Here is a 12,811-nt window from a genome sequence, read left to right as displayed (position 1 = left end):
GGCAAAGCCGTCAGCGCATCGCCTCCGCCGCGGCGCAGGCCAGCGCGTCGGCGCGCTCATTTTCCGGGTGCCCGGCATGGCCCTTGACCCAGATCCAGCTAAGCTGATGGCGCGCCGCCGCCTTGACCAGCGCCTGCCATAGCTCGACATTCTTCACCGGCTTGTTGTCGGCCGTGCGCCAGCCCTTTTTCTGCCAGCCGAAAACCCATTTGGTGATGCCGTCCAGCACATATTTGCTGTCGGTGTGCAGGCGCACGACGCAGGGGCGCTTGAGGGCGTTGAGCGCCTCGATCGCGGCCATCATCTCCATCCGGTTGTTGGTCGTGTCCGCCTCGCCGCCTGACAGCTCGCGTTCCTTGTCGCCAAAGCGCAGCACAGCGCCCCAGCCGCCGGGGCCGGGATTGCCCTTGCACGCGCCGTCGGTGAAGATGTCGACCTGAGGAAGATCGCTCATGCGCCGAGCAGCACCGCCGGATCGGCGCTGGCGTAAAAATCCAGCCGCCGCTGGAAGGCAAGCGGATCCTTGCGCGTGACCAGCGCGTCGGCGGGCGTGTTGATCCAGTCATAGGCGCGCGTCAGCAGGAACCGCAGCGCCGCCCCCCGGCACAATATCGGGAAGGCGGCGCGTTCGGCGTCGGTCAGGCCGTGCGTCGCGGCATAGCCCGCGCCCATCGCTGCCGCGCGATCCGCAAAGAAGGTCGCGCCGTCATTGCTGAAGCACCAGGCGCTGTGGGTGACGGCAAGGTCATAGGCGCGGATGTCGGTGCAACTGAAATAAAAGTCGATCAGCCCCGTCACCGCATCCCCCAGCATCAGCACATTGTCGGGGAAAAGGTCGGCATGGATGACCGAACGAGCAAGGTCGCCGGGCCAATGGACATCGAGGTAGCTCAGTTCCTGCGCGACGCGGGCTTTCAGGCCCGGCGCGATCACATCGAAATCATCGCCGCATTTCGCCGCCAGATCATGCCATCCGGCAAGGTCGAGCGCGTTGCGCCGCTTGCCCGCAAAGCCCTCTGCCGCCTTGTGTAGTTCGCCCAGGGCCGCGCCCGCCGCGCGCGCCTGATCGGGTGTCGGTTCGGTGACGGAAATGCCGGTCAGAAATTCGATCAGGCAGGCCGGGCGTCCGCCGAGCTGTTGCAGCCTGTTGCCCTCGCGATCCGCGATGAAGCGGGGAACCAGGCAGCCGCGCGCGCCCAGATGGTCGAGCAGGTCCATGAAGAAGGGCAGGTCGGCTTCGTCCACCCGCTTTTCATAAAGGGTGAGGATGTAGCGATGGCTTCCAGACTGACCTGCGCCATCCGCTCCCGTGGTTTCGAGCAGGTAATTGCTGTTCTCCACCCCTTCGGCGATGCCCTTGGCTGACACCAGCCGGCCGGCGTCGTAGCGGGTGAGGAAGGCGTCAATCTCCTCGGCTGGAACATGGGTATAGACGGCCATGGCTTATGCCGCCTCCAGCCCGCGCGGCAGCTTGAACGCGACGGTTTCCCGCGCGGTTTCAACCTGTTCCTCGGTGATCGCGAATCGTGTGCCGAGATGGTCGACCACCTCGCGCACCAAAATTTCGGGCGCGGATGCCCCGGCGGTGATGCCGACCGTCTGCGCGCCGCCCAGCCAGTCGAAATCGATGTCCTGCGCGCGCTGGATCAGCCGGGCGGGGATGCCCGCGCGTTCGGCCACCTCGACCAGTCGCAGCGAGTTGGAACTGTTGGGCGCGCCGATCACCAGCATCGCGTCGCACCGCCCGGCGATGGCCTTCACCGCCGCCTGCCGGTTGGATGTGGCGTAACAGATATCCTCGCCCTTGGGCGCGGCGATGGTGGGGAAACGCCGTTCAAGGATGGCGACGATGGCGGCGGTATCGTCGACCGACAGGGTCGTTTGCGTCAGGAAAGCCAGATTGTCGGTGTCCTGCGGCGCGAAATTCTCCGCGTCCGCCTCCGTCTCGATCAGCGTCATCGCCCCTTCGGGCACCTGGCCGAATGTGCCGATCACTTCGGGATGGCCGCGATGGCCGATGAACAGGATATGGCGACCGGCCTCCACCTGCCGCTCCGCCTGGCGGTGCACCTTGCTGACCAGCGGGCAGGTGGCGTCGAGAAAGGGCAGGTCGCGCGCCTGCGCGTCGGCGGGCACGGTCTTGGGCACGCCATGGGCGGAAAAGACGACCGGCATCCCGTCTGGCACCTGGTCCAGTTCCTCGACGAACACCGCGCCCTGCGCCTTCAGATTGTCGACCACATATCTATTGTGGACGATTTCATGGCGGACATAGACAGGCGCGCCATATTTTTCGATCGCCTTTTCGACGATGACGATGGCGCGGTCGACCCCGGCGCAAAAGCCGCGCGGCGCGGCGATCAGCAGCTTCAGGGGCGGGCGGGCGGCGGGGGCGTCGGCGGTCATGTCCGGGCACTTAGGCGAAAGGCGCGCATGATGAAAGGGGCGCTTCACAGCCGGTCCTGCTTTCGGTTGCGCGGGGGGCACATGCCGGATAATGAGGCCCATCGCCTGTTCCCAAGGGATTGCCCAGTGATCGTATCTTTCCGACCGACATTTTCCCGTATCGCGCTGACCGGCATGGCGGCCCTGGCCCTTGCGGGCTGCTCGCGGAAGGGGGAAATCGACGCGACCGGCGGCATCGTCGCAGTGCGTTCGGCCTGCCCGTCGGCGGCGGTGCCGGCCTATACCGGCGACGTGACGCTGTTCAATCCGCCGCAGAGCACCGATTCCCGCGCGATCGACGTGGTGGCGAACATCACCGACCTGCGCTCTACCTGCACAGACGGGCCACAGCTTTATACGCAGGCGACCTTCGTCGTGAACGCTCGCCGCACCGACGCCGCTGATGCGCGGCAGGTGACGTTGCCCTATTTCTCTGTCGTGACGCGCGGCGGCGAAGCCGTGATCGCCAAGCGGGTTGGGCAGGTGACGCTCAATTTCGCGCCCGGCCAGTATCGCACCAGCGCCACCGCCACGGCGGCATCCTATGTCGACAAGGCGGCCGCGACGCTGCCCGCCGATATCCAGGATCTCATCACCCAGAAGCGCAAGGCGGGCGACGCCGATGCGGCGCTCGACCCCTTCGCCCGGCCGGAGGTGAAGGCGGCGTTGCAGCGAACCAGTTTCGACCTGCTCGTCGGTTTCAACCTGACGCAGGATCAGTTGCGATATAACGCGACCCGCTGAGGACGAACCCCAATAACCGTTCGCCCTGAGCATGTCGAAGGGCTGTTCTTCTGTTCCAGAAAGTGCAGGGCCCTTCGACCGGCTCGGCCCGAACGGGTTCAAAGCTTTTCGAGGAACTGCCCCCGTGTCTCTCTATACCCGTTTCACCGCCCATCTGAACGCCGTGCTCGACGCGCTGGAGGCCGAGGGCGCGTTGCCGCCGGGCCTCAGCCGCAAGGCGGTGACGGTCGAGCCGCCGCGCGACCCTTCCCATGGCGACATGGCGACCAATGCCGCCATGGTGCTGGCCAAGCCCGCAGGCACGAACCCGCGCGCGCTAGCCGAAAAGATCGTCGCCGGGCTGGAGGCGCTGGACGCGGTGGACAGCGCCGCCATCGCCGGGCCGGGCTTCATCAACCTGCGGCTGACCGACGCGACCTGGACCGCCGAACTGGAGGCGATCCACGCGGCGGCCGACGTCTATGGCCGGTCCGACAGCGGCGCTGGCGTCATCGTCAATGTCGAATATGTCTCCGCCAACCCCACCGGCCCCATGCATATGGGCCATTGCCGGGGGGCGGTGGTCGGCGACGCGCTCGCCACACTGCTGGAGGCGATCGGGCACAAGGTCATCCGCGAATATTATATCAACGACGCGGGCGGGCAGGTCGATGTGCTCGCCCGGTCGGCGCATCTGCGCTACCGCGAGGCGTTGGGGCAGGATATCGGCGACATTCCCGAAGGCCTCTATCCCGGCGACTATCTGGTCCCGGTGGGTCAGGCATTGGCGGCCGAACATGGCGACCGCTTCGTCGCCGCGCCGGAGAGCGAATGGCTCGTCACGTTCCGCACCTTTGCCGTCGCGCGGATGATGGACATGATCCGCAGCGACCTGGCGCTGCTGGGCATTCATCACGACATATTCTCGTCGGAAGCCGAATTGCAGGCGGCGGGCAAGCCCGAGGCCGCCGAAGCCTGGCTGCGCGAACATGATCTTGTCTATGACGGCGTGCTGGAAGCGCCCAAGGGCGAGACGCCCGAAGACTGGGAGCCGGTGGAGCTGCCGCTGTTCCGGTCCACCAAGTTCGGCGACGATCAGGACCGGCCCATTAAAAAGTCGAACGGGTCGTGGACCTATTTCGGGGCCGACATGGCCTATCATTACCAGAAGGCGCAATCCGCCGACCAGTTGATCGACATATGGGGCGCGGACCATGCGGGCACGGTCAAGCGCATCCAGGCCGCCGTCGCGGCGCTGACCGAAGGGCGGGCGCGCTTCGACGTGAAGCTCATTCAGATGGTCCGCCTGCTGCGCGATGGCGAGCCGGTGAAGATGTCCAAGCGCGCGGGCAATTTCGTGACGCTGGCCGATGTGGTGGGCGAAGTGGGCAAGGATGTCGTGCGCTTCACCATGTTGACGCGCAAGGCCGACGCGCAGATGGATTTCGATTTCGCCAAGGTGGTGGAGGCGTCGAAGGACAATCCGGTCTTCTACGTCCAGTACGCCCATGCGCGCATTGCCTCGCTCGGTCGGCGGACGCAGGAGGCCGGGATCACGCTGCCCGCTGTCGACCTGTCCCGGCTTGGGACGGTGGAGCTGGGCCTCGTCAAGCTCGCCGCCCAGTTTCCGCGCGTGGTGGAAGGCGCCGCGCAGGCCCGCGAACCGCATCGTATCGCCTTTTATCTCAATGACTTGGCTTCCGCCTTCCATGGCTGGTGGAATGTCGGCAACGATGATCCGTCGGCGCGGGTCATCCTGCCCGATGATCCGGCGCTGACCGCGACGCGGCTTTTCTTGGCGCGGGGAATAGGGCAGATCATTCGCAACGGATTGGCGTTGATGGGCGTCACCGCCATGACAGAGATGCAGTGAAGACAGGGATTTTTCGGCGATGGGCGATTATGGGCGCGGGCAGCTCGACCTGGATGACGAGGACCGTCTCCCCTGGCTGGAGCCCGCGCTGGACGATGAGCAGGAAGATCGCGTGTCGCCGCTCAGCCTGCTGGGTTTCATCCTGATCGCGCTGGTGCTGATCGGCGGGGTGGTCACCGGCATATGGTGGCTGCAAAACCGGGGCGAAGGCCTGGCGGACCAGGGCACGCTGATCGCCGCGCCGGAGGGCGACTATAAGGTGCTCGCCAACGAGGCCGACGCCCGCAAATTCCAGGGCGAGGGCGACGCCAGCTTCGCCGCCAGCGAGGGCGTGACCCGCGACGGCCATATCGACGCCAGCCGGATGCCCGAAGCGCCGATCACCCAGACCACTCCGCCCAGGGAGCGTCCCGCCCCGCCCGCCGCGACCCGCCCGGCGGCCAGCGTGACCGCGCCCGTCGCCGACGCGACCGGCAGCAAGCCGCAGGCGCCCGCCGCCAAGGCTTCCCCCGCCGGCGCGATGATCCAGTTGGGCGCCTATGGCAGCGAAAGCGGGGCGAAGGACGCCTGGTCGCGGCTCAGCCGCCGTTTCGCCTATCTCGCGCCGCTGGCGATGGCGGTCGAACCCGCCGAAGTGAGGGGCAGCACCGTCTATCGCCTGCGCGCGCTGTCGGGCGCGCAGTCGGCGACGTTGTGCGGCAAGCTGAAGGTCGCGGGCGAAAATTGCATCGTCGTCAATTGAGCAGCGGCCCGGCCACAAAGCCCTTCGACAGCCGCCGCTCCAGCCGCTACCATCGCGCCTATGAAACCCGTGATCTTTGGCCTGTCCGGGCCGGAACTGACCGCCGACGAGCGCGCCTTCTTCGCCGAAGCGGAACCGGCCGGTTATATCCTGTTCCGCCGCAACATCGTGGACCCTGAGCAACTGCGCGCGCTGACCGACGATCTGCGGGCGCTGCACGGGTGCGATGACCTCCTCATCATGATCGATCAGGAAGGCGGCCGGGTGGCGCGGATGCAGCCGCCGCACTGGCCCGCATTCCCGCCGATGGAGATTTTCGACCGGCTTTACGACATTGCGCCGTCCAGCGCGATCGCGGCGGCGCGGGCCAATGCGGCGGCGATCGCCGCGACCCTGGCCGACGCGGGGATCAGCGTCGACGCGCTGCCGCTGCTCGACGTGCGGCAGGACGGGGCCAGCGACATCATGGGCGACCGCACTCTGGGCGCGGAACCGATGCGGGTCGCGGCGCTGGGCCGCGCAGTGCTGGAGGGGCTGGCCGACGGCGGCGTGGTCGGCATCGTCAAGCATATGCCGGGCCATGGCCGGGCGCTGGTCGACAGCCATCTGGAATTGCCGACCGTCACCGCCAGTGAAGAGGCGCTGGCAGTCGACCTGGCGCCATTCCGCGCGCTGCGCGCCGCGCCGATGGGGATGACGGCGCATATCGTTTACACCGCCTGGGATGCGGAGCGCCCCGCCAGCCTGTCGCCCTTCGTGATCGAGGAGATCATCCGCGGACGAATCGGCTTCGACGGGCTGTTGATGTCCGACGATCTGGACATGAAGGCGCTGAAAGGGGACATTCCAGCGCTCGCCGTCGGGGTGGTCGCGGCCGGATGCGACCTGGCGCTCAATTGCTGGGGGCGGATGGGCGAGATGGTCGGGATTGCAGAGGCGCTGCCCGACATCAGCGAAGCCTCGCGCGCCCGGCTCGACCGCGCCATGGCCAGCGTGACGCGCGGCGGCGATCCATTGTCGCTGGACCGCCTGATCGCCACGCGCGACGCGCTGATCGGCCTCGTTCCGGCATGATCGGCTGATGGCCGACCTGTTCACGCCAGCGCCCTTGCCGCAGCTGCCCGGCCCGGAGGTGCTGACGGTCAGCTTCGAAAGCTGGGAAGGGCCGCTCGACCTGTTGCTGGCGCTGGCGCGAACGCAGAAGGTCGACCTGCGCGAAATTTCCATTCTGGCGCTGGTCGAGCAATATCTGGCCTATATCGAGGGCGCGCGGGCGCTGCGGCTGGAACTGGCGGCCGATTATCTGGTGATGGCGGCCTGGCTCGCCTATCTCAAATCCGCGCTGCTGCTGCCGCGCGAAGCGCAGCCGGAGCCTAGCCCGGAGGAACTGGCGCTGCGCCTGACATTGCGGCTGCAACGCTTGTCGGCGATGCGCGATGCGGGCGCGCGGCTGATGGCGCGCGACCGTATCGGCCGCGACGTGTTCGTCCGCCCCGCGCCCGAAGGGCTTCGCACCATCCGAAAGGTGCAGTGGGACGCCAGCCTGTTCGACCTCATCCGCACCTATGGCCGGGTGCGGGCGCGCGCACGGACGGTCGTGCATGTCGTCGCCCGGCGGCCGGTGATGACGCTGGACGAGGCGATAAGGCGGGTGGGGGCGCTGGTCGGCGCGTCGATCGATTGGCACCGGCTGGAGGATTTTCTGCCCGAAGGGCTGGATGCGGCGCTGGGCCGGTCGGCGCTGGCCAGCAGTTTCGTCGCCGCGCTGGAACTGGCGCGGCAGGGGCGGGTGGATATATGGCAGGACGGCATGTTCGCGCCGCTCTATCTGCGCGCCGCCAATCGGGGCGGGGAGAGGGCATGATCGGGGAGCCGGACGATTTTGCCCGCGCGGTGGAGGCGGCATTGTTCGCGTCGGACCAGCCGCTCAGCCTGGGGCAGTTGCGCCAGCATGTGGGCGAGGGCGGCGACCTGCCCGCCGCGCTCGCAGGACTGGCGGCGGATTATGCCGGGCGCGGCGTCAACCTGGTGGAGCGCGGCGGCCGCTGGCATTTTCAGACCGCCGCCGATCTGGCGCATATTTTGCGGCAGGAACGCGACGAACCGCGCCGCCTGTCGCGCGCGGCGATGGAGACGCTGGCGATCATCGCTTACCATGAGCCGGTGAGCCGCGCGGAAATCGAGGCGATTCGCGGGGTTCAGGTGGCGAAGGGCACGCTGGACGTGTTGATGGAGGCGGGGTGGGTGCAGCCCGCCGGGCGGCGCGAGGCGCCGGGGCGGCCGCTGATTTATGCGACCACGCCCGATTTTCTGTCACATTTCGGGCTTAGCAGCCGCCGCGACCTGCCCGGGATCGACGACCTGCGCGCCGCCGGGCTGCTCGACCCCATCGATCTGGCGATGGAAGAGGCTCTGGCGGGAACGGGCGGCCAATACGTTGTAGAAAATGATGACGAGGAAGCCTAATATGGCTTCATATCGGGAGAATTAAGATGGGTTCCTTTTCGCTGATGCACTGGGTGATTGTGCTCCTGGTCATCATGCTGCTGTTTGGCGGCGGCCGCATTTCCGGCCTGATGGGCGACGTCGCCAAGGGCATCAAGAGCTTCAAGAAGGGCATGGCCGATGATGAGGACGCGCCCGCAGCCAAGCCCGCGACCCGCATCGAGGGCCAGCGCGCGCCCGAAGCGGACAGCGTGAGCGCGACCGAAGAAAAGACCAAGGCCTGAACGCGGCTCTGGTCAGGCGTTAACGGCGCATGTTCGACATCGGTTCGACGGAGCTGCTGCTCATCGTCATCGTCGCGGTGGTCGTCATCGGCCCCAAGGATTTGCCGCGCGCGCTTTACAAGGTTGGCCAGATCGTCGGCAAGGCGCGCGGCATGGCGCGCCATTTCCGCACCGGCATTGATGCCATGGTGCGCGAAGTGGAGCTGGAGGAGCTGGAAAAGAAATGGGCCGACCAGAACCGGCGGATCATGGCGGAGCATCCGCCTGAAACCGTGCCGGGCGCCGTGATGGAGGCCCTGCCTTCTCCCGTCGCCGGGACGGACACGGCTTCGCCCCCCGTCAAGCCGCCTTTCGTCGCGGAATCGGCGTCGGTCGAAAAACCGCCCTATGTGGCCGAACCCGCGCCTGCCGCCTCGCATGACAGCCCGCCCTATGTCGCCGGGCCGACTCCGGCCAAGGGGGATGGCGCGACATGATGGATATTGACGACAGCAAGGCGCCCTTGCTCGACCATCTCATCGAACTGCGTTCGCGCCTGCTCAAATGCGTCTATGCGCTGGTCATCACCGGCGCGGTCTGTTTCTATTTTTCCGAACATCTCTTCGCCTTTCTGGTGCAGCCGTTGAAGGAAGCCTTTGGCGACGGCGGCGGGCGGCTCGTCTACACCAAATTGTACGAAGCCTTTTTCGTGCAGGTGAAAGTGGCGTTTTTCGGCGCTTTCCTGCTGTCCTTCCCGATCATCGCCAACCAGCTCTGGGCCTTTGTCGCGCCGGGGCTTTACGCGAAGGAGAAGAAGGCGCTGCTGCCCTTTCTGGTGATGACGCCGGTGCTCTTCACCATGGGCGCGGCGCTGGCCTATTATGTGGTGATGCCCACGGCCTTCCATTTCTTCCTGCAATTTCAGGGCAACAGCGGCGGCCTGGAGGTGGAGGCGCTGCCCAGCACCGACGCCTATCTGACGCTGGTGATGCAGTTCATCCTGGCCTTTGGCATCAGTTTCCTGATGCCGGTATTGCTCATGCTGCTCAACCGGGCGGGGTTCGTCACCCGCGCGCAGTTGATCGGTTTGCGCCGCTACATGATCGTTGCGGCCTTCATTCTGGCGGCGGTGCTGACCCCACCCGATGTGGTGTCGCAGCTGATGCTCGCCATCCCGCTGCTGCTGCTCTACGAAATCACGATCATAGCGATCTGGTTCACCGACCGCCGACAGGCGAAGGAAGCGGCGGCGGCAGACCCCGCCTGATCGCGCGCATGCGCCGCCGCCCGCTCTCCTCGCGGATTTAATCTGCCGCGTCTTCCACAGCCTTCCCCGCGCTTTGCACGTCGCGGCCGGCGCCCTCAACAGTGTTGCAGGCGGCGAGCATCAGCGATCCCGACAGCATCAGGGCGGCGATCCATTTCTTGGTCATAGTCTGTCTCCTCATGTCGGCCGCAGAGGGGAGCGGCCGTTCCGGGGCGAGGGTGGTAACGCGCATTTCGGCGGCGCGTTCCAGCAAGCGCTGGCGGCGGGGGAATGGCTGATTGGGATTGGGCGAAAAAATTTTGGGCCTGGAACGCGTCGGGGGGGGGATTTGCGTTCCAGGCCCATCATTTGTGGATAGCAAGAGCGGGGGGCAAAAGATTTGCTATCCGAAGACAAGAACCCTCGACGGACCAAAAGGGTTCCCGCGCACCCGAAAAATTTTGGAAAATATTAAGGCGCGATTCCAGCCGCTTCGATGGTTGGCCCAGCGTTAACAGCAAAAAGATCAGATTATGGGCTGGCCGGTGTTGCGCCATTCCGGCCGGATCGTCGATTCCGGCAGGCTTTCCTGCGGCTTTGCACCCGACGCACGCGCGCCAGGGATGGGCGCGGCGGGGACCGTATAATATGGCGCCGGTCCCATGATTTCACGCGGGGCGGCGGGCATTGGACGGGCCGACCAGTCCCGCCGCGCTGGACCGGAAAGCCATTCGCGCCCGGCATAGCGGATGGAAAAGGCCGACGGCAGGCCGCGCGGGCCGGGCAGGCGATAAAAGATATGGGCGCCCACCACGGCGACCGGGGTCAGCGTGCCCGACCAGTTGGGGCGCACCGCCAGCGTGTGATAATGGGTCGCCAAGCCGACCGGCGCATAGACGGCCCCGGCCAGCGCATCCTGCGCCACGCGACGTGCGCGCGCCCATTGGGCGGCCTGCGGGGTGCGGGCCATGGCGCCATCGCAACTGAAGGTGAACTGGCACAGCATGTCGGTGCGTTCCGACCCTTCATAGACGACGCCGCAGACGGTGTTGGGCCATAGCGGGCTACGCACGCGGTTGAGCACCACCTGCGCGACGGCGCGCTGGCCCTCGTCCGGTTCGTTCGCGGCTTCATAATAGATGGCGGAGGTCAGGCAATTCATCGCCCGATAGCTGTCGAGGGCGGTGGCGCCCCGGAACGATATGGCGGGCGCGCTCGTCACCTGCCGGGCGAGTTTCAGCAGGTGGGGGGCGGGCTGCGCGCCGGGAACCGGATCGAAAGCGCCTTCGGCGAAGAAGAAGGCGGAGCCGGGGAAATTCTGATTCGCGCTTTCGGTGCGGTCGGGCGTGGTGGGCGCGCCCGATAGCAGGTCGAGCGGCGCGGCGGGCAGCAGATGCGGCACGACAAGCAGCGCCAGCGCGACGAGCAGCGCCGTCACTCGACCTATCAATGCCTTATCCATCGCATGCGCTTTCATCGTCCCGGCCCTTAGCGCAAAATCCTTATTCTTTCCTGCCCCGATTTCGGGGCGTGCCGGGATGAGACAGGCTGGCGCGCAAATATTAACGCGCGCGCCTTCCCCAGGGCCAAAGCGCGACTTGGCGCGGATGGACATTCCCTTGCTTGGCAAAGCGCCGCACGCTCCGCTATGCCGTCGCCATGCTCGTCCAGAACAACAGCCTCGACCTGATCGGCAACACCCCGCTCGTGCGCCTTGCCGGTCCTTCCCAAGCCAGCGGATGCGACATTTACGCCAAGTGCGAATTCGCCAATCCCGGCGCATCGGTGAAGGATCGCGCCGCCCTGTTCATCGTCAACGATGCCGAGGAAAAGGGGCTGTTGCAGCCCGGCGGCACGATCGTCGAGGGCACGGCGGGCAATACCGGCATCGGCCTGGCGCTGGTCGCCAACGCCAAGGGGTATAAGACGATCATCGTCATGCCTGAAACCCAGAGCCGCGAGAAGATGGACACGCTGCGCGCGCTGGGCGCGGAACTGGTGACGGTGCCGGCCGCAGCCTATTCCAACCCCGGCCATTTCGTCCATACCTCGCGCCGGATCGCGGAAGAGACGCCGGGCGCGATCTGGGCCAACCAGTTCGACAATATCGCCAATCGCAAGGCGCATATCGTCGGCACGGCCGAGGAAATCTGGACCCAGATGGACGGCCGGATCGACGGCTTCACCTGCGCGGCGGGCACCGGCGGCACGATTGCGGGCGTTGGCCTTGGCCTCAAGGCGCATGACGAGGATATCACCATCGCGCTGACCGATCCCTTTGGCGCGGCGCTTTACAATTATTACGCCCATGGCGAATTGAAGGCCGAGGGCAGTTCGGTGGCCGAAGGCATTGGACAGGGGCGCATCACCGCCAATCTGGACGGCGCGCCGATCGACACTCAGTTCCAAATTTCCGATGAGGAAGGGCTGGAGTGGGTCCGCCGCCTGCTGAGCGAGGAAGGGCTGTGCCTGGGCCTGTCGTCGGGCATCAATGTCGCTGGCGCGGTGGCGCTGGGTCGGCGGTTGGGGCCGGGCAAGCGGGTTGTCACCATCCTGTGCGACACCGGCTTCCGTTACCTGTCGACCCTTTACAACCGAGAATGGCTGGCGGCGAAGGGCTTGACCATCTTCCCCTGGCTGGCGCAAAAGGATTGATCGTCGCGCGGATCGCGGCGACAGCAGGAAGGCCGACAAGCCGTCATGGCACAGCATGATCGCCGCCAGGAAGCGTTGCAGCGAATCCAGATCGGCCTGACCGGGGTGGCCGGCGTCATCCTGCTTGTCGGGCTGGCCAGCATCGTCATCGACAAGGCGCGGCTTGGCGACGCCGCCGCGCCGCCGCCAGCCGTGCCGACCCTGTCCGCCAATGCGGTCGCGCCCAAGGAGCCGCTGGTGGAACTGGGCGTGCAGCCCGCCGCCGATCAGGCGCAAGTGGTGCCGGATCTGGTGCCCGATCCCAACCTTACCCAACCCATCGATAACGACCAGCCAAAGCCGTGAATCGCCGGCTGTCGGTGGCGGCATGGTTCGATGGCGCTTTGCGGATGTTGATCGCCGCCGTTTCCGGCGCCCGT

Annotated in this window: 16 protein-coding genes; 11 read left to right on the top strand and 5 right to left on the bottom strand. The window is 66.3% G+C overall.

Annotated features, from left to right (window positions below; translation table 11 throughout):
• Nucleotides 1–10: 10 nt before the first annotated feature.
• Genes rnhA through ispH form a run of 3 tightly spaced genes read right to left on the bottom strand, consistent with a single transcriptional unit; the run spans nt 11 to nt 2,406 of the window.
• Nucleotides 11–454, bottom strand: coding sequence for a ribonuclease HI (gene rnhA, locus GGR44_RS06600; RefSeq protein ID WP_183954704.1), 444 nt, complete (start codon nt 452–454; stop codon nt 11–13).
• Complete coding sequence (gene thrB, locus GGR44_RS06595) at nt 451–1,440, bottom strand: homoserine kinase (protein WP_183954702.1); 990 nt, start codon at nt 1,438–1,440, stop codon at nt 451–453. Before thrB ends, rnhA begins: the two co-directional genes overlap by 4 nt.
• A 3-nt stretch (nt 1,441–1,443) precedes the next feature.
• Complete coding sequence (ispH, locus tag GGR44_RS06590; RefSeq protein WP_183954701.1) at nt 1,444–2,406, bottom strand: 4-hydroxy-3-methylbut-2-enyl diphosphate reductase; 963 nt, start codon at nt 2,404–2,406, stop codon at nt 1,444–1,446.
• Between the two features lie 174 nt (nt 2,407–2,580).
• Between ispH and GGR44_RS06585 the strand changes: the two genes are divergently transcribed.
• The 9 genes from GGR44_RS06585 (at nt 2,581) to tatC (ending at nt 9,758) form a co-directional block, all read left to right on the top strand.
• Entirely contained in the window at nt 2,581–3,189 is a 609-nt protein-coding gene (locus tag GGR44_RS06585) for a hypothetical protein (protein WP_183954872.1), read from the top strand.
• 124 nt (nt 3,190–3,313) lie between these two features.
• Nucleotides 3,314–5,041 (top strand): arginine--tRNA ligase, encoded by a 1,728-nt coding sequence (gene argS, locus GGR44_RS06580; protein ID WP_183954699.1) that lies wholly within the window; start codon nt 3,314–3,316, stop codon nt 5,039–5,041.
• A 19-nt stretch (nt 5,042–5,060) separates the two neighbouring features.
• Complete coding sequence (locus GGR44_RS06575) at nt 5,061–5,783, top strand: SPOR domain-containing protein (protein ID WP_183954697.1); 723 nt, start codon at nt 5,061–5,063, stop codon at nt 5,781–5,783.
• 60 nt (nt 5,784–5,843) lie between these two features.
• Nucleotides 5,844–6,857, top strand: a complete 1,014-nt coding sequence (nagZ, locus tag GGR44_RS06570) for a beta-N-acetylhexosaminidase (protein ID WP_183954695.1) — start codon at nt 5,844–5,846, stop codon at nt 6,855–6,857.
• A 7-nt stretch (nt 6,858–6,864) separates the two neighbouring features.
• Entirely contained in the window at nt 6,865–7,647 is a 783-nt protein-coding gene (locus tag GGR44_RS06565) for a segregation and condensation protein A (protein ID WP_183954693.1), read from the top strand.
• Complete coding sequence (scpB, locus tag GGR44_RS06560) at nt 7,644–8,249, top strand: SMC-Scp complex subunit ScpB (RefSeq protein WP_183954691.1); 606 nt, start codon at nt 7,644–7,646, stop codon at nt 8,247–8,249. Before GGR44_RS06565 ends, scpB begins: the two co-directional genes overlap by 4 nt.
• A gap of 26 nt (nt 8,250–8,275) precedes the next feature.
• Complete coding sequence (locus GGR44_RS06555; protein WP_183954689.1) at nt 8,276–8,512, top strand: twin-arginine translocase TatA/TatE family subunit; 237 nt, start codon at nt 8,276–8,278, stop codon at nt 8,510–8,512.
• A 29-nt stretch (nt 8,513–8,541) separates the two neighbouring features.
• A complete protein-coding gene (tatB, locus tag GGR44_RS06550; protein ID WP_183954687.1) occupies nt 8,542–8,988 on the top strand; it encodes a Sec-independent protein translocase protein TatB in 447 nt (148 codons plus the stop codon).
• A complete protein-coding gene (tatC, locus tag GGR44_RS06545) occupies nt 8,985–9,758 on the top strand; it encodes a twin-arginine translocase subunit TatC (protein WP_183954685.1) in 774 nt (257 codons plus the stop codon). Before tatB ends, tatC begins: the two co-directional genes overlap by 4 nt.
• 37 nt (nt 9,759–9,795) lie before the next feature.
• On the opposite strand, the gene GGR44_RS06540 is transcribed toward tatC, so the two are convergent.
• The gene (locus GGR44_RS06540) at nt 9,796–9,924 is read right to left on the bottom strand and encodes an entericidin A/B family lipoprotein (RefSeq protein ID WP_183954683.1); all 129 of its coding nucleotides are present in this window, start codon (nt 9,922–9,924) and stop codon (nt 9,796–9,798) included.
• Between the two features lie 339 nt (nt 9,925–10,263).
• On the bottom strand, nt 10,264–11,199 hold the full coding sequence (locus tag GGR44_RS06535; RefSeq protein WP_246344331.1) for a cell wall hydrolase: 936 nt from the start codon (nt 11,197–11,199) through the stop codon (nt 10,264–10,266).
• A 197-nt stretch (nt 11,200–11,396) separates the two neighbouring features.
• Here GGR44_RS06535 and GGR44_RS06530 point away from each other — a divergent pair, with 197 nt between their 5' ends.
• Both GGR44_RS06530 and GGR44_RS06525 read left to right on the top strand, forming a co-directional pair.
• Complete coding sequence (locus GGR44_RS06530) at nt 11,397–12,392, top strand: cysteine synthase A (RefSeq protein ID WP_183954871.1); 996 nt, start codon at nt 11,397–11,399, stop codon at nt 12,390–12,392.
• A 45-nt stretch (nt 12,393–12,437) separates the two neighbouring features.
• Nucleotides 12,438–12,737: a hypothetical protein gene (locus GGR44_RS06525; RefSeq protein WP_183954680.1), complete on the top strand. Its 300-nt coding sequence runs from the start codon at nt 12,438–12,440 to the stop codon at nt 12,735–12,737.
• Nucleotides 12,738–12,811 lie beyond the last annotated feature (74 nt).

Source organism: Sphingobium fontiphilum (assembly GCF_014196635.1).
GTDB classification, from domain to species: domain Bacteria; phylum Pseudomonadota; class Alphaproteobacteria; order Sphingomonadales; family Sphingomonadaceae; genus Sphingobium; species Sphingobium fontiphilum.
The sequence above is the reverse complement of the archived record's forward strand: the minus strand, read 5'-3'. Positions and strand labels throughout refer to the sequence as shown.